This is a genomic window from Vibrio gallaecicus (assembly GCF_024347495.1).
Classification (GTDB): domain Bacteria; phylum Pseudomonadota; class Gammaproteobacteria; order Enterobacterales; family Vibrionaceae; genus Vibrio; species Vibrio gallaecicus.
The window spans coordinates 1005013-1028825 of sequence record NZ_AP025491.1; the positions used below are offsets into that span (position 1 = coordinate 1005013).

The 23813-nt window shown below is 39.1% G+C and carries 31 protein-coding genes and 1 pseudogene; 1 reads left to right on the top strand and 31 read right to left on the bottom strand.

Annotation, left to right across the window (positions count from 1 at the left end; translation table 11 throughout):
* Positions 1–836: 836 nt before the first annotated feature.
* Complete coding sequence (locus OCU78_RS19245) at positions 837–1286, bottom strand: GNAT family N-acetyltransferase (protein WP_137375623.1); 450 nt, start codon at positions 1284–1286, stop codon at positions 837–839.
* A gap of 704 nt (positions 1287–1990) precedes the next feature.
* On the opposite strand from OCU78_RS19245, the gene OCU78_RS19250 reads away from it, so the two are divergent.
* On the top strand, positions 1991–2248 hold the full coding sequence (locus OCU78_RS19250) for a hypothetical protein (protein WP_167494090.1): 258 nt from the start codon (positions 1991–1993) through the stop codon (positions 2246–2248).
* 852 nt (positions 2249–3100) lie between these two features.
* Here the strand turns inward: OCU78_RS19250 and OCU78_RS19260 are convergent.
* From OCU78_RS19260 to OCU78_RS19415, 30 genes and pseudogenes are all read right to left on the bottom strand, one after another.
* A complete protein-coding gene (locus OCU78_RS19260; RefSeq protein WP_102315665.1) occupies positions 3101–3736 on the bottom strand; it encodes a hypothetical protein in 636 nt (211 codons plus the stop codon).
* 157 nt (positions 3737–3893) lie between these two features.
* Positions 3894–4556 (bottom strand): hypothetical protein, encoded by a 663-nt coding sequence (locus OCU78_RS19265; protein ID WP_137375624.1) that lies wholly within the window; start codon positions 4554–4556, stop codon positions 3894–3896.
* Positions 4557–4773: 217 nt separating this feature from the next.
* On the bottom strand, positions 4774–5220 hold the full coding sequence (locus OCU78_RS19270) for a GNAT family N-acetyltransferase (protein ID WP_137375625.1): 447 nt from the start codon (positions 5218–5220) through the stop codon (positions 4774–4776).
* A 651-nt stretch (positions 5221–5871) separates the two neighbouring features.
* The gene (locus tag OCU78_RS19275; protein WP_137375628.1) at positions 5872–6174 is read right to left on the bottom strand and encodes a hypothetical protein; all 303 of its coding nucleotides are present in this window, start codon (positions 6172–6174) and stop codon (positions 5872–5874) included.
* 189 nt (positions 6175–6363) lie between these two features.
* A complete protein-coding gene (locus tag OCU78_RS19280) occupies positions 6364–6546 on the bottom strand; it encodes a hypothetical protein (RefSeq protein WP_137375629.1) in 183 nt (60 codons plus the stop codon).
* A 188-nt stretch (positions 6547–6734) separates the two neighbouring features.
* The gene (locus tag OCU78_RS19285) at positions 6735–6917 is read right to left on the bottom strand and encodes a hypothetical protein (protein WP_137375630.1); all 183 of its coding nucleotides are present in this window, start codon (positions 6915–6917) and stop codon (positions 6735–6737) included.
* 122 nt (positions 6918–7039) lie between these two features.
* Entirely contained in the window at positions 7040–7585 is a 546-nt protein-coding gene (locus OCU78_RS19290; RefSeq protein WP_137375631.1) for a hypothetical protein, read from the bottom strand.
* Positions 7586–7760: 175 nt separating this feature from the next.
* Complete coding sequence (locus OCU78_RS19295; protein ID WP_261856039.1) at positions 7761–8168, bottom strand: GFA family protein; 408 nt, start codon at positions 8166–8168, stop codon at positions 7761–7763.
* A gap of 150 nt (positions 8169–8318) precedes the next feature.
* A complete protein-coding gene (locus OCU78_RS19300) occupies positions 8319–8810 on the bottom strand; it encodes a DUF1993 family protein (RefSeq protein ID WP_167494103.1) in 492 nt (163 codons plus the stop codon).
* Between the two features lie 137 nt (positions 8811–8947).
* Positions 8948–9268, bottom strand: coding sequence for a DUF2834 domain-containing protein (locus tag OCU78_RS19305; protein ID WP_137375793.1), 321 nt, complete (start codon positions 9266–9268; stop codon positions 8948–8950).
* 161 nt (positions 9269–9429) lie between these two features.
* Positions 9430–9801, bottom strand: a complete 372-nt coding sequence (locus OCU78_RS19310; RefSeq protein ID WP_261856040.1) for a RidA family protein — start codon at positions 9799–9801, stop codon at positions 9430–9432.
* Between the two features lie 149 nt (positions 9802–9950).
* Positions 9951–10241, bottom strand: coding sequence for a hypothetical protein (locus OCU78_RS19315; protein ID WP_137375804.1), 291 nt, complete (start codon positions 10239–10241; stop codon positions 9951–9953).
* A gap of 700 nt (positions 10242–10941) precedes the next feature.
* Complete coding sequence (locus tag OCU78_RS19320; RefSeq protein WP_137375790.1) at positions 10942–11508, bottom strand: phosphoglycerate mutase family protein; 567 nt, start codon at positions 11506–11508, stop codon at positions 10942–10944.
* Positions 11509–11687: 179 nt separating this feature from the next.
* Positions 11688–11999 (bottom strand): N(4)-acetylcytidine aminohydrolase, encoded by a 312-nt coding sequence (gene yqfB / locus OCU78_RS19325; protein WP_029405546.1) that lies wholly within the window; start codon positions 11997–11999, stop codon positions 11688–11690.
* 166 nt (positions 12000–12165) lie between these two features.
* Positions 12166–12492 carry a TM2 domain-containing protein gene (locus tag OCU78_RS23030; RefSeq protein ID WP_137375806.1) on the bottom strand — a complete coding sequence of 109 codons (327 nt, stop codon included), beginning with the start codon at positions 12490–12492 and terminating at the stop codon, positions 12166–12168.
* Positions 12493–12658: 166 nt separating this feature from the next.
* Positions 12659–13072 (bottom strand): hypothetical protein, encoded by a 414-nt coding sequence (locus OCU78_RS19330; RefSeq protein ID WP_137375611.1) that lies wholly within the window; start codon positions 13070–13072, stop codon positions 12659–12661.
* Between the two features lie 153 nt (positions 13073–13225).
* A complete protein-coding gene (locus tag OCU78_RS19335) occupies positions 13226–13510 on the bottom strand; it encodes a YciI family protein (RefSeq protein WP_057622071.1) in 285 nt (94 codons plus the stop codon).
* A 58-nt stretch (positions 13511–13568) separates the two neighbouring features.
* Positions 13569–13904: an energy transducer TonB gene (locus OCU78_RS19340; RefSeq protein WP_057622072.1), complete on the bottom strand. Its 336-nt coding sequence runs from the start codon at positions 13902–13904 to the stop codon at positions 13569–13571.
* A 149-nt stretch (positions 13905–14053) separates the two neighbouring features.
* Positions 14054–14590 carry an isochorismatase family protein gene (locus OCU78_RS19345; protein ID WP_137375610.1) on the bottom strand — a complete coding sequence of 179 codons (537 nt, stop codon included), beginning with the start codon at positions 14588–14590 and terminating at the stop codon, positions 14054–14056.
* A gap of 147 nt (positions 14591–14737) precedes the next feature.
* On the bottom strand, positions 14738–15154 hold the full coding sequence (locus OCU78_RS19355) for a hypothetical protein (protein ID WP_137375609.1): 417 nt from the start codon (positions 15152–15154) through the stop codon (positions 14738–14740).
* Positions 15155–15293: 139 nt separating this feature from the next.
* Positions 15294–15821 (bottom strand): hypothetical protein, encoded by a 528-nt coding sequence (locus OCU78_RS19360; RefSeq protein WP_137375608.1) that lies wholly within the window; start codon positions 15819–15821, stop codon positions 15294–15296.
* A gap of 367 nt (positions 15822–16188) precedes the next feature.
* Positions 16189–16617, bottom strand: a complete 429-nt coding sequence (locus tag OCU78_RS19365; protein WP_206383713.1) for a ribonuclease E inhibitor RraB — start codon at positions 16615–16617, stop codon at positions 16189–16191.
* 705 nt (positions 16618–17322) lie between these two features.
* Positions 17323–17918, bottom strand: a pseudogene (locus OCU78_RS19375) (class I SAM-dependent methyltransferase).
* A gap of 695 nt (positions 17919–18613) precedes the next feature.
* Positions 18614–19018, bottom strand: coding sequence for a hypothetical protein (locus OCU78_RS19380; protein ID WP_137375607.1), 405 nt, complete (start codon positions 19016–19018; stop codon positions 18614–18616).
* A gap of 1212 nt (positions 19019–20230) precedes the next feature.
* The gene (locus OCU78_RS19385; protein WP_137375605.1) at positions 20231–20584 is read right to left on the bottom strand and encodes a hypothetical protein; all 354 of its coding nucleotides are present in this window, start codon (positions 20582–20584) and stop codon (positions 20231–20233) included.
* Positions 20585–20722: 138 nt separating this feature from the next.
* On the bottom strand, positions 20723–21340 hold the full coding sequence (locus OCU78_RS19390; protein ID WP_137375604.1) for a hypothetical protein: 618 nt from the start codon (positions 21338–21340) through the stop codon (positions 20723–20725).
* Between the two features lie 168 nt (positions 21341–21508).
* Positions 21509–21691 carry a hypothetical protein gene (locus OCU78_RS19395; RefSeq protein WP_137375603.1) on the bottom strand — a complete coding sequence of 61 codons (183 nt, stop codon included), beginning with the start codon at positions 21689–21691 and terminating at the stop codon, positions 21509–21511.
* Positions 21692–22351, bottom strand: a complete 660-nt coding sequence (locus OCU78_RS19400) for a hypothetical protein (protein WP_261856041.1) — start codon at positions 22349–22351, stop codon at positions 21692–21694.
* 167 nt (positions 22352–22518) lie between these two features.
* Entirely contained in the window at positions 22519–22914 is a 396-nt protein-coding gene (locus OCU78_RS19405; RefSeq protein WP_137375601.1) for a DUF3465 domain-containing protein, read from the bottom strand.
* A gap of 141 nt (positions 22915–23055) precedes the next feature.
* Entirely contained in the window at positions 23056–23775 is a 720-nt protein-coding gene (locus OCU78_RS19415; protein ID WP_137375600.1) for a hypothetical protein, read from the bottom strand.
* Positions 23776–23813 lie beyond the last annotated feature (38 nt).

A 23813-nucleotide genomic window follows, 5' to 3' on the forward strand; every position in this document is an offset into this window, starting at 1 on the left:
ATGTGGAGAAATGAATAACGTTGAACTCAAAGAGCCGAAAAACTCCCTACGCGCGATGAGATTTGGTTGCACAACTTTCGAAAATCGAACAGGTGTAAAGTATAGAAACTAGACTAGGCTCTTTGACTATAAACGCTTTCTACTTTTGCAAACTAACGCCGCGTTAAGTAGTGAGCAACGCCACCACCCTACCTAAAACCTTGCCACCTTAAACACTAAAGCTGACCCAAACAAAAATGCCAAGCGTTGGGAATCTGTCTTAAACGCTTTGTTAGTTTGCTTACATGATGCAGCCAAGATTTAGTGCCAAGATGCTGAATTGGTTACAAAACTACTGGCTTTGACCGACAATGTAAAACTGAAAACTACGGAACTCAAGCCTAGCCAACAAAACACACTTGGCTAAGAAGCGACATGCGACAAACAACCACAGTTTGAAGCACCTTAGCTGGCAGAGGATTCGTTCGACCAACCTGACAACCAAGTGCGACAAGCTACTATTTAACGGATTAACCACCAAGCAAAAGAAGCCGCGCGAGATTCACTAAGTGACCAAAGTTACTGATGCGGAGAAATGAATAACGTTGAACTCAAAGAGCCGAAAAACACCCTACGCACGATGAGATTTGGTTGCACAACTTTCGAAAAAAGAGCAGGTGTAAAGCACAGAAACAGGACTAGGCTTTTTGACCATAAACGCTTTTCTACTTTTGCAAACTAACGCCGCGTTAAGTGGTGAGCAACGCTACCACCTTACCTAAACCATTGTGCCGTAAACACTAAAACCAAAGCAAACCGAAAATGCCGAGCGTTGGGAATCCGTCTTAAACGCTTTGTTATGCCTGTAGTTTCAAGAAGTAATGATACGCCCCTGACTCTCGCTCATAACCCAAAGACTCATACAGTTTTTGAGCATTTACGTTACTCTCTGCCGTTTCCAAAGCAAGACCCTTTACTTCGGTTTCTAGCCCCATATCTTTCGCTGCATTCATAAGTTTCTTAGCCACACCCATCCGTCTAGCTATATCAGCAACAAACAAGTCGTTGAGAACCCAAGTCCTAGCAGCAGAAACCGAAGAAAAGCTTGGGTACAGCTGCGTAAAGCCTAAACCATTACCTTCATCATCAAGTGCTAAAAATATCACTGATTCATTATTGTTAATGCGTGATTGAATGAATTCACGGGCAACATCGGGGTTACTTTCTTGACCATAAAATACTCGATATGAATCAAAGAGAGGTGAAATAACATCTAAATTATCGATTTTTGCTTTTACTATTTCCATGTATAAAGTCCATTTTTTTGTAGAAAGGCATAACGCCGCGTTAAGTAGTGAGCAACGCCTGTCACCTAACCTAAGCCATTGCACCGTAAACACCAAAACTGACTTGAACTAAAAATGCCGAGCGTTGGGAATCTGTCTTAAACGCTTTGTTAGTTTGCTTACATGATGCAGCCAAAGTTTAGTGCCAAGGTGCTGAATTGGTTACAAAACTACTGGCTTTGAACACTAATGTAAAATTGAAAACTACGGAACTTAAACCCAGATAACAAAGCGCACTTGGCTAAGAAGCGACATGCGCTGCACAACCACAGTTTGAAGCGTTTTAGCTGACAAAGGATTCATTCGAAAAACCTGACAACCAAGTGCAACAAAGCCACTATTTAACAGATTAACTACCAAGAAAAAGAAGCCGCGCGAGATTCACTAAGTAACCAAAGTTACTGATGCGGAGAAATGAATAACGTTGAACTCAAAGAGCCGAAAAGCACCCTACGCGCACTGATGATTTGGTTGCACAACTTTCGGAAAACGAACAGGTGTAAAGCACAGAAACTAGACTAGGCTCTTTGACCATAAACGCTTTTCTACTTTTGCAAACTAACGCCGTGTTAAGCAGTGAGCAACGCCCACCAAACTCAAGACAACATATCATAATCACTACACTAAAACTTGATACCCAAAGTCGCAAGCGTTGGGAATCTGTCTTGAACACTTTGTTAGTTTGCCACCTCGGTGAAGCCAAAGTTAAGCACCAAGGTGCTGAATTGGTTACAAAACTACTGGCTTTGAACGCCAATGTAAAACTGAAAACTACGGAACTAAAGCCCAACCCAAAAACGAACTTGGCTAAGAAGACTTTCGTTGAACTTAACGACCACCAGCACAGAGATTCAAAGCTTTTCGATAGTATTTCAAAACAAAAGAAACAGCCTCAAAGAACTTTGAGGACTGAACCTTACTGACGCGAAAGAAATGAATAACACGGAAGCTAATTAGCCGTGAAACTGGCTACGTGCGATGTGAATTTCGATGACAAGTATTTGGGAACTACCAGGTGAATTGCAAGAACGTAGATCTAAGCTTTTAGACCACAAATGCTTTTCTACCCTTTGCAAACTAACGCCGCGTTAAGTAGTGAGCAACGCCACCACCCTACCTAAAACCTTGCCACCTTAAACACTAAAGCTGACCCAAACTGAAAATGCCAAGCGTTGGGAATCTGTCTTAAACGCTTTGTTAGTTTGCTTACATGATGAAGCCAAAGTTTAGCGCCAAGGTGCTGAATTATTTACAAAAACTACTGGCTTTGAACACCAATGTAAAACTGGAAACTACAGAACTCTAACCCAGACAACAAAACGAACTTGGCTAAGAAGCGACATGCGCTGCACGACCACAGTTTGAAGTACTTTGGCTAACAAAGGATTCATTCGACCAACCTGACAACCAAGTGCGACAAAACCACTACTTTGCGAGTTAATCACCTAGAAAAAGAAGCCGCGCGGGATGCACTAGGCAACCAAAGTTACTGATGCGGAGAAGTGAATAACGTTGAACTCAAAGAGCCGAAAAACACCCCACGCGCACTGATAATTTGGCTGCACAACTTTCGGAAAACGAACCGGTGTAAAGCACAGAAACCAGACTAAGCTCTTTGACCAAAAACGCTTTTCTACTTTTGCAAACTAACGCCCTGTTAAGGTGTGAGCAACGCAATACCAAAGCCGCCGCATACCACCTTCAACACTAAACGCAACGCATAGTGAAAATGCCACGCGTTGCAAATCACTCTTAAACAGATTGTTATACAGCGGTTACTGCCAATGCTGTTTTTCAAGCCATGTGCAAAACACCTCTATTGCATCTATTGCTTGATTAAAGTTACTTTCATCAACATGAACACGAACCCAGTTAAACCCTGCATTTACCTTTGGTACATCAGCAGATTTTACAAATACATGAGATTGAAACTTATCTAGATCTCGTTTTAGGTGGGTTACTGAATTTGAGGTAATGTCCTCACTATGTTGCGTTCTATTGCGGGCTAAGACTAGCTGTTCAAGCACATCAACATCTATTGGGCATTGAGTAAAATCCACGCCATGAGAAGCTATTCCGTCTTTCAATGCATGAAACCAACCTTTGTTTCCTTTTCTTGAAACGGCTTCAACACCTTTAGGGGCTTCTTGACGATCAAGCCACCCATTCATGTATAGTTGCAATGCTGATGATAGCATCGACAAAGAAGCCAAACCGACAGCTTCAATGCCATCTTGAGCTTGAATCCATTCATAAATATATTGAGGCTCACCAGACTCATCATATGTTGGAACATATGGTTCTTGTTCATTTTCTATGAGGCTTATGATTGATTTGAAAGGCTTGACTCCCTCTGAATAAAAGAAACGAGCAAATTTCAGCCTTTCGTCTGTAAATACATGTATATCCAAAGATTACTCCTAATTCGTAGCTGTATAACGCCGCATTAAGGTGTGAGCGACGCTTGGCTATACTTGAGCGAAGCGAAAACGCCAAGCGTTGTGAATCACTCTTAAATGCTTTGTTATATGCGTTTAACTTGGCATCTAAACTGTAACAACGAAATATTTATTGAGTGATATTTTCCGTATTACCTAACACCTTGATAACATTTTCGCTCTGGATAGTGTTTGCTTCTATAGTATGCCTTAATGACCCGACATCTTGCTTTAAATTATTAATTCCCTTGCCAACACCGTCGATAGAATCAACGATTTTAAGAAGGTACGGCTTATTTATAAACCCAGGTAAATCAGCATAAGGCTTAACATCTAATAAATAGCTATCTTCAATAACTTTGCCTCCTTGTAGGGAAGTCCATTGAAGCTTAACCTTAAATGGTGATATGGGAGTTTGAACGCCAGTTCCTTTTTGTTTAAACAGCTGATAACCAATAGCAAAGAATAGAGATAATTTTTCACCTTGTGGTAATAACGTAATTGGTCCACGCTTTGATGTACAATCTAGCACCAAATCATATTTAGCAAATTCTTCCTGATCACCTAAAAATTGAAGGTAAATGTCTTTCGCTGGCCCTGTGCCTACATTTGCGATTGCAATATTTAACCCACCAGTACCATCAGGGTGAGGCTCAAAGTACGCTACCAATTTTGGTTGTGACCCTGCTTTACGCAATAAACGATTTTCAATATAAAGGAACAAGGTTAAAACAGCTATAACCACCGTTGACAAACCACTCAATACAGTCGCTAAATCTTTAATATCATTCATATTTATATCAAAAAAACCTTAATAATATCACTCATATTAATACCAATTATGCTCCTAAATATTGTTGCGATGCTTTAAATACTCGAATCTTTCCAAACAAGTGACTTACCATGCGCCACATTAAGCATATAACGCCGCATTAAGGTGTGAGCGACGCTTGGCTATACTTGAGAGAAGCGAAACTGCCAAGCGTTGCGAATCACTCTTAAATGCTTTGTTATGTGCGTACTAAAGACATTGGTACGAACCTAATTCCGTTGAACTCAGCCTCTTCACCTGTTGCTACGAAACCATTGCGATTGTAGAACTCAACAGCATTCACCGATGAACGCAGGCTAACCTCACGAGCATCTGTCTGGTTGAGCAAATGATTCAATAAAGTACGACCTAAACCCGAACCCTGCTGTGAATTAGCAACAAATAAATGTGTTAGATAATTCCCATCACGCAAAGCAGCAAAACCAAGGACTTTCCCACCTGATACAGCCTTAATAGATGAAAACTTCTCATTGTCAAAAGTAGTCGCTAGGTCTGGTAAAATTCTGTCCTTATACTCTTGCTTTCCCTGTGCATTAAACAATGGAAGCACATCCTTGTCTGAGACCTCTGAAACAAGCCTTGTTACTGCCTCTAAATCTGATTTTAGGACCTTCTGAATTCCCATTCTCCCTCCAAGCACATAACGCCCAATTAAGTAGCTGACAACGCTACCAATACATTCAAAATTACCACCATAATCACTGAAGCTAAACTAAGATAAAAATGCCAAGCGTTGACAGTCTGCTTAAATTGCTTGTTATGTACGTATTTGAAATTGTACTCCTGAGCATTCCAGTACCACATCGCCAAATTCGCCTACCAACCTAAATTTTGGACAACTGTCATCAAAATAATCGATATTTCCATAATCAATAGAACCGTCAATATCTTGCGTGCACTTAACCAATTCTTGCTCTAACAGACCCGTTATATGAATTACATTGGAGAAAATTATGCGACCAACCTTATAGCAAGTATATTCATTTTTTTTAGGTAAATCGTAGTATGGCGAGTCAGGCCAAATACTAAACTCAACATTAATTACTAACATTGTTTCACTCAGGGACCACCCGAGTACAAAAGAATCTTGCAGGTCTATCCCATTAAGATAATTCAAATTTAAACCTCAAGTACATAACGCCGCGTTAAGTAGTGAGCAACGCCTACCACCTAACTTAAACCATTGCACCGTAAACACCAAAACTGACTTGAACTGAAAATGCCGAGCGTTGGGAATCTGTCTTAAACGCTTTGTTATGTGGGCACTATCGTTCGTTTAGGGGTTGAACAAACCTTTAAAGAGCATAAGACAAATAATTACAGGAACTCCCCCTAACAGCCAACCTAATACTGTAAAAAAGATACCTGAATAGATTAATTTCTCACCTGAAAATTGAGAAACTAGCTTTACACTGAGATAGGAAGAAACGAGAAATCCTGATATCACGAACAGTAAAACAAGGCTTATTATAGGATGATCCACACTATCACCGTAAACCAACATATATGAGCCAATAATCCCAGAAAAAGAAATTACTGGAACTAAGTATATAATCAGAAACTTAACTACTGTGCTCATACTTCCTCTAACGATACCGATAAGTTGCCTTGCCCTCATAACGCCCAATTAAGTAGCTGACAACACCACCAAGACACTCAAACTTACCACCTTAATCACTGAAGCTAAACCGAGTTGAAAATGCCAAGCGTTGACAGTCTGCTTAAATTGCTTGTTAGGCAATTTTCACCACAACCAGTGAAGGCTTAGCTAGACCGGTTCTATGACTAAATTATGGTTTGTATTTGAGCTCGAAAATACGATATCTGAGTTTTCATGCGTCTCAACAATAAATTCAGCTCCAGGCTCTATGTAAAAACTAACCTTAGCTTGAGATACTTGAACTGTAATTTCACCTGATTCACTACCTGTATTTTTAAACTTCTTATTCATTTAAAGTTCCTTCCTGATTGTCTTTAACACAGTTGCCTAACGCCCAATTAAGTAGCTGACAACGCCACCAAGACACTCAAATCTACCACCTAAATCACTGAAGCTAAGCCGAGTTGAAAGTACCAAGCGTTGGCAGTCTGCTTAAATTGCTTGTTAGGTAATTTTTACCGTAGCCAATGAAGCTTTAATTAGACTGATTCTATGACTAGATTAAAGTCCATATTCGAACTGGAAAATACGATATCTGAGCTTTCATTAGTCTCGACATTAAATTTAGCTCCTGGCTCTATATGGAAACTAACTTTAGTTTCAAATACTTGAACTGTAATTTCACCAGATTCATTACCTGTATTTTTAAATTTCTTATTCATTTAAAATGCCTTCTTTATTAATTTTAATACAGCTACAGATGACATATAGCTACACTTTCCGAAGCAAAAATGCCATGGGTAGGAGGTCAATTTGAGAGCTTGGTTAGGTATAGCTTGATGAGTCATAATCGTTTTGATTTTATGAAGAAGAACACAAGAAAGTCAGACATTAAAATTAGCACCACGATTAACACTTCTGAAATTGTAACGGGCTCACCTTCCCCCCATTGTATTTTGATACTTGGTAAGGCATTTAATATAGTCCTATAAAGCTCTTCACCGCCCTTAGAATCAAATAATAAAAGGCCTGCAAGAAGTACGTCTAGGCAATTGTTTTTTAATGACATGAAAAACCCAATAAGTTCTGGCAGATAATCAGTAAATAAAATAAACGTTAACATTACAATTGAATAACCAAAGGGCAAAAAAAATTGAAGAGTTACGTTTAACCCTAAAGCGTACATTGCATTTCTGATTCGAAACATTACCAACGTAATTAGTACAATATCAACAATCGACAGATAAAAATAAGCACTTGAAAGGAATCCCTCCTTATGATGGAACTTCGCCGCCAGACCCCCATTCACAGACACTAACGTAATAATTATTAACGCTAGCATCAATACACGCCCAATAAAAGCTCCTTTATAAGGGCTATAAGTCTTCACAATCATTCCCCATTGTAATTTGCACACCCCCTGTGTACCTAACGCCCAATTAAGTAGCTGACAACGCTACCGATATACTCAAACTTAACACCGTAATCACTGAAGCTAAACCAAACTGACAATGCCAAGCGTTGGCAGTCTGCTTAAATTGCTTGTTAGGCGATTTTTACAGCGCCTACTTACGCCCAGCTTCGTGCTTTTCACTACGAGGTAATTCAGCATCTAAGTCATCCCAATTTGCCTTTGAAGTAACAAAGTTATGAGAAATAGGTCGTTCCGATATATCGGTATCCAAAATACCTAAACGAAGGCGAAACCTTTTCGGAGATTGAGAATTGGAACTATAGATTGGACTTCCGCAAGTTTGACAAAAGTACTTACGCTTACCCTCACTGCTTTCATAAAAAGTAAGAGTCTTATCGTTATCAATTAACTTTAAGTCTTCAGCGTCAATGAAACCATTGGTGGCATAGGCACTTCCGCTAGCCTTACGGCACAAAGAACAATGGCAATGAATAATATCGGTAACTCCACCATTTAATGACAACTGGATTGAGCCACATAAACAACTTCCTTTGTACATTTATACTCCTTAGCTAAAACTTTGCCTATTCGCCTAACGCCCAATTAAGTAGCTGACAACGCTACCAATACACTCAAATTTACCACCGAAATCACTGAAGCTAAAACGAGCTAAAAATGCCAAGCGTTGGCAGTCTGCTTAAATTGCTTGTTAGGGCTTGAACTCAAAGCCTACTGGATAGTTGTGAAAACCATCAAAGTCTCCTTTGCTTAAAGCAACACCATTTTTCTTTGCAATGGCATAAACCATACTCATATGAAACATATAGTTAGGAATTATATACTCTAGTATAAAGCGGCTTTGAGGAAGTTTAACTTGAGAGAAACCAGCTGATTCAGCCATAACTTTAGTATCATCAAACCCAGGCACTTCTGGTAGTAATTCAAGTTGAAGCTTTACATCTTCAAGCATTTTACAAACAGAGTCTTTACCTGATTCTTTTAGTTCGCAAGACACCAAGTCAACCGATACAATGGGGCAATACCCTCTCAAAAGAAAGTTCGCAGCAACCTGCGCATTCAACTCCAGAGAAAACATTCCCTCTGACAACGAATCTAAGAAAATACTATCTGGAATTTTATCAACGATAACTCTCATCTGCTGCAAGTAATTAAGAAATAACTTCTTAGTCGAAATATTCATATTAAATCCCTAGAGCCCTAACGCCGCGTTAAGTAGTGAGCAACGCTACCACCCAACCTAAACCATTGCACCGTAAACACCAAAACTCGACTTGAACTGAAAATGCCGAGCGTTGGGAATCTGTCTTAAACGCCTTGTTAGGGCTGCGGTTGAAGGGACTGCTTTTCTTTGAAGTAAAGGTACAGTGGAAGACCAAACGAAACGCCGACTGACAAAGTTCCCAAGATAGCAACATATCGATATTTCACTTCGTGTCTTTGTCCGTCCACTACGATAAAACCTAATAAAGCAACTGCCGCTACCAAGACATCGAGCCAAGCAAATAAACTAATGGGATTTGCCGCCGCTTCATTGAACAAAAGACTAATATCTAATCCATTAGAAATTAGCCAAGGAACAAATGCTCCATACGGTAGAAATATACCTAACAAAGTAAGAACTAGATAAAACTTTATCATTTCGCCATCCTTGCAATTTTTTGTAGTAAGCCCTAACGCCCAATTAAGTAGCTGACAACGCTACTAATACACTCAAATTTACCACCTAAATCACTGAAGCTAAGCCGAGTTGAAAATGCCAAGCGTTGACAGTCTGCTTAAATTGCTTGTTATGTTCGTGCTTACAGCGCTACGACAGCCTCAATTTCCACTTGTAAATCCGGATGAATAAATTTGGAAACTTCAACCAAAGAGCAGGCTGGTAAATGACCTTCATAAAAGTTAAATAGTAGCTCTCGGATACTAGCCAACATTGATATGTCACGAACAAAGATTGTGAGTTTCACCAAATCACTTTTCAAACGATTTTCTAACCTAAGAACTTCTGTAATCTGATAGAGAACCTCTTTAGTCTGCTCTATCAGATTAAGGGGTTGAGCATCTGTGCCGTAAGCTGTAAGCCCTGATATATATAGCGTTTTGTTGTGTTTTGTTGCATGGACATAAGGTCCTGCTATTTGAGGCAAGCTTTCATAAGTAACCCTTTCAACCACTTGATTTCTCCCTAGAACATAACGCCGCGTTAAGTGGTAAGCAACGCAGACCACAACACCTAAACCATTGTGCCGTAAACACTAAAGCTAACTAAGATTCAGAATGCCAAGCGTTGACAGTCTGCTTAAATTGCTTGTTATGTTTGGGACTATTTGAGTTCATCCAAAGCCTCATAAGATTCAGCACTCACTTTCAAATAAGTACCTTCGTCTAAAGCAATCGTATGAAATTCTGGTTCACCGGTATCATTGACTAAGTTTACTTCAAGCCATACTTTTCCATACTCATCTACATGCCAAACTCGCCATAATAAATTCGATTGAACAAGAATTTCATAAACCTTATAAGTTCTATATAAAATTGCATTGGCATCCCTCGACACCTCTATCAAATCGTCAGGAATTTTAACTACTTGAACCAAGTAATCAATTTCAATCATCAAAGCTCCAAATTAACCATTTCCCGCGAAAACATAACGCCGCGTTAAGTAGTGAGCAACGCCTGCCACCTAACCTAAACCATTGCACCGCAAACACCAAAACTGACTTGAACTGAAAATGCCGAGCGTTGGGAATCTGCCTTAAACGCTTTGTTAGTTTGCTTACATGATGCAGCCAAAGTTTAGCGCCAAGGTGCTGAATTGGTTACAAAACTACTGGCTTTGAACGACAATGTAAAATTGAAAACTACAGAACTCTAACCCAGACAACAAAACGCACTTGGCTAAGAAGCGACATGCGCTGCACAACCACAGCTTGAAGTACTTTGGCTGACAAAGGATTCATTCGACAAACCTGACAACCAAGTGCAACAAAGCCACTATTTAACAGATTAACTACCAAGAAAAAGAAGCCACGCGAGATTCACTAAGTAACCAAAGTTACTGATGCGGAGAAATGAATAACGTTGAACTCAAAGAGCCGAAAAACACCCTACGCACGATGAGATTTGGTTGCACAACTTTCGAAAATCGAACAGGTGTAAAGTATAGAAACTAGACTAGGCTCTTTGACTATAAACGCTTTTCTACTTTTGCAAACTAACGCCCAATTAAGTTGTGAGCAACGCTACCACTGAACCTGACCTTTGCGCCGTAAACACTAAAGTTGATTCAAACTACAATTGCCAAGCGTTGCGAATCAGCTTGAATTGCTTGTTATGTTTATAAGCTCCGTTTGACCCCAAAACCCTTTGCTCGAACATTTTACAGTCCAACCACGTCGCCTCAACTCTTTGGCAATAAGCCGATTCGATATACCATGCCCAAAAATAGCAACGTCTTTATGCTCTAAGGCTTTAACCATAATAAGGTCTACTGCTGTAATAATACGCTTACGACCGACTTTGTAAGGTTCACTATTAGCCGATATCCCTACAAGCCAACACAACCTTGCGATTACTAACCAACTGTTAACTTTCATCGAAAAAGGTAACTTTAACCTGGGAATGTCCATCTCTCTCAAGTCACCTAACACTACATCTGCTCCTTTTCCCAAACAGATTTCCGCAGAGTGGATAGAACGATTCAGGTCACTAGAAAATGTATAGCTGTTGTGGAATTTGTCTTGTAGTTCTTGAGGCGGAAGACTGTCCGAGCAAACAAGTGAACGATTATAGGCGCGAACCCATTTTGCAAAACCAGCAGCCGTAACCCGAGGGTTTGAACTAGCTATCGGCTTACCATGTCTAACTAACGTGATTCTCACCGAACCTCCTTTTTCGTTGATAAACATAACGCCCAATTAAGTAGCTGACAACGCTACCAATATACTCAAACTTACCACCTAAATCACTGAAGCCAAACCGAGTTGAAAATGCCAAGCGTTGACAGTCTGCTTAAATTGCTTGTTATGTGCGTAGTTGAGTGAAGTAGAAAGCTCACCATTTACTTTAATACTTTAAAAGTTATGAAATACAGTCCATTTTCGTTTGGATAGATTTTGCGAAGGATCCATTTGAGAATAAAAACAAATGGTAAATTCTCAGCTTTAGCATGCATTCGATTAAGTTGTTCGAAAGCTACTGGTTCATTACCTAGAATTTCTAGGCTACAGATTTTTCGATTATCTTCGTAAGTGTAAGCATCAACAATCTGCCCAATAAAGTAATGGCTTTCTGATTTATCACGAATAGTCGCAACCTTACGACCTGCCAATATCTGACGTTCCATTCGCGAGAAAAAAGTAATTTTATCCAATGAATTACACCTATTTCCTGATAAGCACATAACGCCCAATTAAGTAGCTGACAACGCTACCAATACTCTCAAATTTATCACCGTAATCACAAAGCTAAACCGAGTTGAAAATGCCAAGCGTTGGCAGTCTGCTTAAATTGCTTGTTAGGTATATTGCGAGCGAGCACTAGTTGCTATGAATAAGACTCAACGCCCTTCCTTTAGAGTCAGTAAAATTGTTGCAAACTCCAATCCGAATGGTGTCTACAATCCACCAAATGCCAAAGCCACCTCCGGTCAAAAACATCAATATACCAGTGCCAATTTTTCCATACACAAACCTATGAATACCTAACCAACCGAAGAGTAAACAGACAAAAAAGGCTACCACACCATCTGAATTTCGACATGTCGTATCTCTGGAAGACATGAACTCTTGTTTATGATTACAAGTGCCACATACATTGGCAGTCTCTGGTATTGACTGACCACAATTTCGACAAAAAACATTCATATTTTACTCATTATCCTTAAAGTATTTGTTTATCCATAAACTCGGATACCTAACGCCCAATTAAGTAGCTGACAACGCTACCAATACCCTCAAAATTACCACCTAAATCACTGAAGCTAAACCAAGCTGAAAATGCCAAGCGTTGGCAGTCTGCTTAAATTGCTTGTTAGTTGGTGGATTCCAATGCGTGCTGAAAAGCTACCAAATTTTTACAACCAAGATATACATTTTTGCCATTAGATAATGTTAACTTCAGGGCTTTACCCACAGATGCGTTATACAACCATCCATCTTTGAGCATGCGAACTCCTATGCCCTGATACCACTTAGTCTCATAAGGTAAAATATTTACGATATGACACAGTTCGATCTCTTTTCGAAGAAACCCAAATCCAAAGTACCAGTAAACTTTATTGCCATTTATCCCTATTGTCATAGAAAAAAACAATACGCCAATTACTAGATTAATTACTAATGCAATTACTGCACTACCTATGTGATTAGAGGTGGTAATTATGAATGCGCTAAGCGTAAAAAGAATAACTATCAATACTTTATTAATTTCTGTTTGTTTATACATAACTGATTATCCCTTTAGCCAACTAACGCCCAATTAAGTAGCTGAAAACGCCACCAATACACTCAAATTTACCACCTAAATCACTGAAGCTAAACCGAGTTGAGAATGCCAAGCGTTGACAGTCTGCTTAAATTGCTTGTTATGTGCCTGAACCTAAAGGAGGAACTCTAACCTTTCTGACGACATCGTTGGCACTATTTCTGTCACTTCATAGCTCGCTAAACCTTCTCGATGAAACGGGTCTTGAGCTAGTACATCATTTAACTTTCCACGGTCGCTAATAGTAGAAATGATAACACCACCAGTTCTTGGTTCTTTGCGACCAGATAGAATGAAGTAACCTTTTGCGTATTGCTCATTAAGATAATCCACATGTTCTGGAATAAAACCATCTACATTTTCTAGAGGCACCTGATAAGTCAAAGAAATGATAAACATACATAATCCTTGTATTTTCATGCTGAAACAAAGTGGCATATAAAATATTTGTTATGTGTCAGATTTTAAAAACTAATTTTTGTTTTTGAGCAATAAGTTCAACACCTTTTAGTGGTTCGTATTTCCATTTTGACAAGGCTTGTACAGCTACCTTGTCAAAGACTCCCTTTGGTGTGGACTCGATTACAACAATATCGGTCACATACCCTTGCTTATTGATGTTAAACGTCATGACTACATAACCTGACGTGTTATTATCCACTGCAGCTCTAGGGTATTTCGGAGATACAAACTCTATCGGCTCTAGATCTAAATATTCAGATGAGTCATTATTTCCTAATGAACTCGAACACCCAGCAATTAAGACCAAGACAAATAATTTCAAAAATCTCATAACCTTCTCTCTGGTACATAACGCCCAATTAAGTAGCTGGCAACGCTACCAATACACTCAAATTTAACACCGAAACCACTGAAGCTAAACCGAGTTGAAAATGCCAAGCGTTGACAGTCTGCTTAAATTGCTTGTTATAAGACTTTTTACTAACGAATTAACCCCAAAATTTTCTTGAATACTGGCTCTCGACAGTCTTTTACAAGTTCATACAAACACATTTCCAAACCTGTAATTTCTGCACCGATACTTTGTAAACGATTAACGCCGAGCTGTTTATTTAAATAAGTTCGAGATGAAACACAATCACTGACAAGCTCCACTTTGTAACCCAGTTCGAGCAAACCTTTTGCTGTTTGATAAACACAAATATGCGCTTCTATTCCGCAAATTAGCCAGGTATCTACTTTTTGGCTTTTAATTGAACTCAAGAATTCTGAAGATTCACATCCGTTAAACGAAAACTTAGTTATAGGCTCGTGATTAAGGGCTGTATTGAGTTCTTCGACTGTAGAGTCTAATTTATCAGGATTTTGTTCGAGAGTAATAATCGGTAATTCTAGAGCCTGAGCGCCTTTAATGAGTTTCTGGCAATTAGAAATTAAAGCTTCACTTTCATAAACTAAACGAGCGAGTTTACCTTGAATATCAACGACGATAAGTCCAGTATTTTCTCTATTCAACATACCAACCCTCCCAAGTTTAAATAAGCCTTATAACGCCCTGTTAAGGTGTGAGCAACGCAACACCGATGCTACCGCATACCACCTTAAACACTAAAAACAACGCATAGTAAAAATGCCACGCGTTGCGAATCACTCTTAAACAGTTTGTTACATAGCATGCCGAGATAAGTAATGTTTTGCGGTTTCTCTATGACCTTTTGTAAATTTTGAGTTGTCAGATACTTCCCTAAAAATTTCAACAATAGGTTTACCGTCGATTAAATCAACATTGCTATTTAGCAGTCTATTGAGCATCAACAAGCTCATTTCGTGAGGTTTGTTTAGGACAGATTTTACAAGCTCTTTCTCATAGTTCCCAATATTCTCTAGAGCGTGAACTATCGACCAAAAAGTACCGTAACCGTCATGCTCAGGATTGCGCTCCAAAACAAACAGCAAACTTTTAACGACTTGAATATCATTAAAATCACAAGCTTCTTCGACTAACTCGTCTAGAGCCTCCCATTCGTCATTCACTGGGAAAAAACTGTCGATATCCCTCACAACTTCTTCAATATTTCTCATTGATAGCTCCTGCTATGTAACGCCCAATTAAGTAGCTGACAACGCTACCAATACGCTCAAAACTACCACCTAAATCACTGAAGCTAAACCGAACTGAAAATGCCAAGCGTTGACAGTCTGCTTAAATTGCTTGTTATGTCTACTCAGAAATAGATAAAGAAGCCATTATTTTCTTTCCGATTGGTAACCATTGCTCTGATTGTTCAACCGTCGTATTAAAGGCAGTCAACAAAAACCTACCATCAACTGACGTTCCATACATTATATTATGTATCTCTGTATCAATGGCTGGTGTAATTAATTCTAGAACCATAAATGTCTGATTATTCTGGACAATAACTTCATCCCTAATCCAAGTCGCTGAAGGGTACATATTATGGAATATCTTCGATATTGCCACATGGGCATTTTTAACGTCAGAGGGAGCCATTGAGTTATTTGTATGGTTAAACACAAGTGTTACACCTCCCGTTTCATCACTAAGAACTTCTGTAGGCCTTCTAGTTGACGGGTATTTAAACTCTAAAATATCATCTGGCATAGGACCAAAATCTTTAGGTGCATTAATTGACACTTTGCCATTTAAAGCTTTAACTTCAACTAATTCAACGGCAGATGCCGTAATACTGCACAACGCAAGACTAAGAGTTAATAGTAATTTTTTCATTTCGAGCCTAACTAAGGTAAACCAGTTACCGATTAATAGAAAACATAAGAATCATACATACCACAAATAAGCAACACCACCGACAACTCATTAACCCAAGCTATTGGTTACATGAAGTCATTCACAGGTTCAACACTACTTGGCTAAACTTCCACTAAAGATAGCTAGAAATAAGGAGTGGTTTTGAGATTAGCACCTAAGCTACTAATCTCAGTAGAAGTTCACTAGCACCAAGAGACATAACGCTGCGTTAAGTAGTGAGCGACGCCACCACCTAACCCAAACCATTGCGCCGTAAACACAAAATTCGACTTAAACTGAAAATGCCGAGCGTTGCGAATCTGCCTTAAACGCTTTGTTATAAATACTATTTCACCGGACCAATATCCATGCCGTCATAACTATCAATATTTTCTTGGCTAGCAAATAAGTACAGCTCATCATTACGTTTATCTAATGAACTAACATCGTGAGTTTCTACTTTCTCCACATGCAAAAAGAAAATATCTTCGTCAATTTGACTTTCTTTGTCAGCCTGAAATATCCCAACTATTGTATAACCTTGCCGCTCCAACTTTGATGATACCTCATCTAACTTTGTCGGTTCATTATGGGTAAAAAAGTACCCCCAAAGCATCGGCTTGGATAACTCCCAATTAGTATTATGTCTAATATTTTCGAACATCTCTTCTAGTTGGGCTGCTGTTATTGCTTTTCCAGGAATCGATTTCATTTGATTTCCTTTTACCACGGTTGCTGCACATATAAAAAACAATACGAATAGTACTTTTTTCATTGGTGACTCCATGTATTTATAACGCCCAATTAAGGTGTGAGGCACGCAATACCGATGCCACCGCATACAACCTTAATCACTTAAACCAACGCATAGTAAAAAAGCCATGCGTGCCGAATCACTCTTAAATTGTTTGTTAGTTTGCCAGCACGATGCAGCCAAAGTTTAGCGCCAAGATGCTGAATTGGTTACAAAACTACTGGCTTTGAACACCAATGTAAAATTGAAAACTACGGAACTCAAACCCAACCAACAAAATGCACTTGACTAAGAAGCGACATGCGATAAACAACCACAGTTTGAAGCGTTTTAGCTGATAAAGGATTCATTCGACCAACCTGACAACCAAGTACGACAAAGCCACTACTTTGCGAGTTAATCACCAAGAAAAAGAAGCCGCGCGGGATGCACTAGGCAACCAAAGTTACTGATGCGGAGAAATGAATAACGTTGAACTCAAAGAGCCGAAAAGCACCCTACGCGCACTGATGATTTGGTTGCACAACTTTCGGAAAACGAACAGGTGTAAAGCACAGAAGCCTGACTAGGCTCTTTGACTACAAACGCTTTTCTACTTTTGCAAACTAACGCCGCGTTAAGTAGTGAGCAACGCCTGTCACCCTACCTAAAACCTTGCCACCTTAAACACTAAAGCTGACCCAAACTGAAAATGCCAAGCGTTGGGAATCTGTCTTAAACGCTTTGTTATGTACGTTTCACCGCGACCACGGAATATGTATGCCAATGCTTCATTCTACCCAATGAAGTCTTCGATTTTTCATCACGTTCAAAGAACCTGACTATTTCAAAACCTGAGAACAGAGCCTTTACCTCTGATTCCGATAAAGGTGTGGTTGGAGTACGATAGTTGTTAGCCCAACTGTCTTCAAAGCCCATGAAGTCACCAGCAAACACTCCACCGATTTCAATTGAAGATTTAATATTGCTCCAAGTCGATTCAAATTGGTTTGGCTCAGCGAAGAACAACTGGAATTTGCAATAACTACGCCAGACTTTGGATAGTCGAATGATTCAAACGACGACTCTGTAATTTCCACTAATGACTTTGCCCCAAACCGGTCTCTACAAATAGAGACTGAATCAGGATTAATATCGAAGCCATGAACCTGATAACCCTGTTGTTCTAGGTACTCGATATCACTACCTGTTCCACAACCACAGTCAGTGGCTATTTTAAGGTTTGATTCATTGAGTCTGGATGCAAACTCAGTACGTTTTGAATGTGGGCGAGACAATGCCTTTTCGTAGTACTGGCGCCAAATTTCAGTATTTTCATCCATAAGTTTCTGATTTTCCCTAAAAGTACATAACGCCGCGTTAAGTAGTGAGCAACGCCTGCCACCTAACCTAAACCATTGCACCGTAAACACTAAAACTGACCCAAACTGAAAATGCCAAGCGTTGGGAATCTGTCTTAAACGCTTTGTTAGTTTGCTTACATGATGTAGCCAAAGTTTAGTGCCAAGGTGCTGAATTAGTTACAAAACTACTGGCTTGGGATGCCAATGTAAATCTGAAAACTACAGAACTCAAACCCAACCAACAAAACGCACTTGGCTAAGAAGCGACATGCGCTGCACAACCACAGTTTGAAGCGTTTTAGCTGACAAAGGATTCATTCGATGAGCCTAGTAACCAAGTGCGACGAAGCCATTTGTGAATGACTTAGCCTCCAAGAAAGAGAAGCCGTACAAAAGAACCATTACGAAACCGTTAGAACCAGTAAGCGACTAACCTGCCACAAACTCTTCCAATATAGTGCCACCGGAAAGTTCGTGAGATTAGCAAACGAGCAGGTGTAAAGCATAGAAACAGGACTAGGCTCTTTGACCATAAACGCTTTTCTACTTTTGCAAACTAACGCCCAATTAAGTTGCAGACCAACGCAAACCTGAACCTAAAGCAACGCACCGATTACACCCAAACCATTTGGAACTGAAAATGCCACGTGTTGGCTGTCAGCTTAAATTGCTTGTTAGCCCTGTTTTAACGACTTGAGGCTTGAATAAGAAACCCAAAGAACTAAAGCAGCTAGTATATTTAACGTTACGGTCAATTCGTTGAATGTAACGCTTATCGGGAGTTTGACTCCCGTAGACAGTGCAAATGAGAAATCAGGTGTTTCAATGCCTATTAGTTGTATAAAATAAAGTCCTATGATCAATTTAAGTGACCATAACTGCTTCTTAAAAAGACCGTAAAAACTGGCAATATTAAGGCTAGCAATCAACAAAATAGGTAATAATACAAGTAGTAAATCCGAAAAAGGAAACTGAGACATTTGGGAAAGTACAGCAAATGAGATCAACGAAACCCCGATTAAAGCTATTCCCTGTAATACCAGCAAAAACTTCGTTCTTTTTATATGAAATTCAAACAATTTTAAATCCTATTGTAAGGGCTAACGCCGCGTTAAGTAGTGAGCAACGCCAGCCACCGAACCTAAACCATTGCACCGTAAACACCAAAACTGACTTGAACCAAAAGTGCCGAGCGTTGGGAATCTGTCTTAAACGCTTTGTTATAACTACGCTTTCCTAATTGGTTGACATATAAACCACAAAAAACAACACGCAAACGTTAATCCTGCTGCATTTAACTCGTTAAGTCCGAATTGATTGACGAAAAGGGAACTACCCGAAGCTGCAACAAAAAAGGTAGCATAATAATAGACCTTGAACAGCTTTAACTCATGAGAACACTTTTTGCATTTTATTAGTTTGCCAGGGATGAATTTTAACTTATCCCTCACAGTCAAGGGCTCTGCGCAGTTTGGGCACTTGAACATATCCACTCCTAATTGGCATTGTAAAACCAATAGGCTAAAAGCAACTAGTTTACTAAGCAAAACAGTAAGAATTTACTTCGAGGGAGTTCAAAAATGCCACGTAGTTATAACGCCGCGTTAAGTAGTGAGCAACGCCTGCCACCTACCCTAAACCATTGCACCGTAAACACCAAAACTGACTTGAACTAAAAATGCCGAGCGTTGGGAATCTGTCTTAAACGCTTTGTTAGTTTGCTTACATGATGCAGCCAAAGTTTAGCGCCAAGGTGCTGAATTGGTAACAAAACTACTGGCTTTGAACGCCAATGTAAAACTGAAAACTACAGAACTCTAACCCAGACAACAAAACGCACTTGGCTAAGAAGCGACATGCGCTGCACAACCACAGTTTGAAGTACTTTGGCTGACAAAGGATCCATTCGACCAACCTGACAACCAAGTTCAACGAACCGACCTTTCTGCGACAGACTCACCAAGAAAAAGAAACAGCGCGAGACGCACTAAGCGACCAAAGTTACTGATGCGAAGAAATGAATAACGCTACACTCAAAGAGCCGAAAGACAACCTACGCGCGATGAGATTTGGTTGCACAACTTTCGAAAAACGAACAGGTGTAAAGCATAGAAACCAGACTAGGCTCTTTGACCAAAACGCTTTTCTACTTTTGCAAACTAACGCAGCATTAAGGTGTGAGCAACGCTGCCACCAAACCTAAACCATTGCGCCGTAAACACGAAACACAACCTTGAATTGAAAATGCCAAGCGTTGGGAATCACTCTTAAATGCTTTGTTATGTTTTGAACTAAATCTCAGGCGCTAACACTTTACACACGCCTCTAATTCTTATCCCCATAACACCATCAACTTCATATTCGAGCGTGTGACGATTTATAGATAAAAAGCCGTCACTAGTAACATATTGAGTCTTCGTTACCTCATAAGGATGCCTCAAATCTTTTGTTTGCTCTTCAGTTAAGCCTGTAATGATTTGTTGAACATATTTGTCTTTCTTATTTATCAAAAAGTCATTATTAACTTTTTTGACTTCTTGATTTAAAGCAGTATCAAATACTTCCCCCTTACAGTGTAAATAAATACTATCTGACGCGTACACATTGGCGTTTACCAATAGTAGAAAAGGAATCCATAGTTTCACAACTGTACCTCGTAAAAACATAACGCCGCGTTAAGTGGTGAGCAACGCTACCACCTTACCTAAACCATTGTGCCGTAGACACTAAAGCTGAATCAAACCGAAAATGCCAAGCGTTGAGAATCCGTCTTAAACGCTTTGTTAGCTTTTGTTTCTGATATTTACCCCATGATTATAAGCATCAAAAAACACAAGCCCGAGATTTGAAATGCTGTAACTTTCGATATGAGTTCTATTTTGATTTTCTGTCCTAGCCAATAGTGGAGTAAAAGCCATGTTATAGACTTTGCTAGAGATCAGATCACTGAGTGTAAAATTAACAATGTCAAAGCCACACAATAGAAAGTTTTCCAGATCGACAGTATAAGACTTATCAACAACTTCCATTGCAATATTGAAATCTTCGAACGTCATAAAACCTTCAACATACCCAATAAATAAGTTAGCTATAATCGTTGGTTTCTTATTATCAGTAACTTTATCAAGGACACTTATAATTTTTTCCGACACCTCATTAGCATTACGACTATGTGAGAATTTTTTAATTTTATCGTAATCTCGTTCGCTTACATCTTTCAAGTTAATAAAAAACTGTTTCAGCTTATTAGCAAATAATTCGTCTCTGATAGAAGTAGCAAGTGAAAGCATGTTAAATACATTGTTCAACACCGGTATGTCTTTAATCCATTCATTTTCGGAGACGTGATCGATCAACACTTCAACATTGTCTTTGAATAAATTTAAACTACAATTTTTCATTAAAACTCCAAAAAAGCTAACGCCCAATTAAGTAGCTGACAACGCTACCAATAAACTCAAACTTACCACCGAAATCACTGAAGCTAAACTGAGTTGAAAATGCCAAGCGTTGACAGTCTGCTTAAATTGCTTGTTAGGTAATTTTTACCGTAGCCAATGAAGCTTTAACTAGACTGATTCTATGACTAGATTAAAGCCCATATTCGAACTGGAAAATACGATATCTGAGCTTTCATTAGTCTCGACATTAAATTCAGCTCCTGGCTCTATATGGAAACTAACTTTAGTTTCAGATACTTGAACTGTAATTTCACCAGATTCATTACCTGTGTTTTTAAATTTCTTATTCATTTAAAATGCCTTCTTTATTAATTTTAATACAGCTACTGATGACATATAGCTACACTTTCCGAAGCAAAAATGCCATGCGTAGGAGGTCAATTTAAGAGCTTTGTTAGGTATAGCTTGATGAGTCATAATCGTTTTGATTTTATGAAGAAGAACACAAGAAAGTCGGACATTAAAATTAGCACCACGAGTAACACTTCTGAAATTGCAAGGGCTCCCCATTTGTATTTTGATACTTGGTAAGGTATTTAATATAGTCCTACAAAGCTCTCCACCGCCCTTAGAATCAAATAATAAAAGACCTGCAAGAAGTACGTCTAGCCAATTGTTTTTTAATGACATGAAAAACCCAATAAATTCGGGCAGAAAATCAGTAAAGAAAGACAACATTAACGTTGAAAAACCATAACCAAAGGGAAAAACAAATTGAAGAATTACGTTTAACCCTAAAGCGTACACTGCATTTTTGATTCGAAACATTACCAACGTAATTAGTACAATATCAACAATCGACAGATAAAGATAAGCCCTTAAAGGGAATTCTGCCTTATAATACAGCGCAGTCGCCAGAACCCCATTCACATACACTAACGTAATAATTATTAACGCTAGCATCAATACACACCCAATAAAAGCTCCTTTATAAGGGCTATAAGTCTTCACAATCATTCCCCATTGTAATTAGCACACCCCCTGTGTACCTAACGCCCAATTAAGTAGCTGACAACGCTACCAATACTCTCAAATTTATCACCGTAATCACAAAAGCTAAACCGAGTTGAAAATGCCAAGCGTTGGCAGTCTGCTTAAATTGCTTGTTATGTGAATTTTTACTCGTATTTTTTACCGTTGTGCTTTAACCAACCATGCGGGTGTCTATTATTAGGATCGTGGTGTGTCCAATGCATTACACCGCCCTTTTTATTCCATTCATACTCACCGTAAAATTGGACTCGATCGCCGACTCTTAGGTTAGGAATCCTAGGTGCGAGATCGATATTATGAGCGACAAGTAAGGTTTGCTTACTATCCAGTCTTAGGATGAACTTTTGATGTCGACTTCCATCATTATCATCGGGTAATAAACGAATTACAGTACCTGAGCCTTGAACTTGAAGATCACTTTGTTGATTTTCGTATGCCTTTTTCAATTTGTGATCATTGGCTTGAGTACCAACTGAAATCAGGCACAAAATTGCCACAAATATAGCTAATAACTTCTTCATATACTCAAATCCATTTGATTCACATAACGCCCAATTAAGGTGTGAGGCACGCAATACCGATGCTACCGCATACCACCTTAATCACTAAAACCAACGCATAGTAAAAATGCCACGCGTGCCGAATCACTCTTAAATTGTTTGTTAGGCGCGTTTTTTAGGGTGCATTATTTGGTTGAATAGACTGCGATGAGTGCCAATTTCCATCGTTGCCTTGACTAACGATTTCAATAACTTATCGGATGCACTGTAGAAATTTGTTATTGGACTTGAAAAGTCTCTAATATCCAATTTTGAGATAATTTCGTACTGATTCAACGCATCTGCATCTCTATGAGCAATAGTATTAAGCCTAACTTCACGAAACTGTTGGATAGTTACTTTATGAGCTTTACGTAATTCCTTTAATGCACCTGACACTTCTTTTTTTGATTCATCAGATAAACCTGTGCACTCAAAAATAAAGCCCATTTTCTTGCCCGTCACCTTTGTCATATCCCATTCATATATGGTCAAGAGCAGAGTACGCAAAGCTATACCTCTTTTCGTTTCGTTCGGATGCGCAAAAGCATCTGCTTTCAAGGCTTGGATGTCCCTTTCGGCAAGTAGAAAATAAAGACTAAGGTTGAAGAACTGTTTAGATGCAGGGAAATATTCGGAATTGATCTTTTCCATCTGCTCAACAACTGTTTGAATTGTGTTGTTAATCACTTTATCTCTAAACTGAAACTCTTTGTTTAGCTTTCGATGTAACCGCCACAAGAACAATGCTTTCAATTGTTTTCCAAATTTCTGATGAAATTTCATACGCCACCATCGTTCTTGAACTTGGCGAGTAGAATTTAAAAATTTTTGACTCATCATAATATTCCACCGTAGCGCCTAACGCCGCGTTAAGTAGT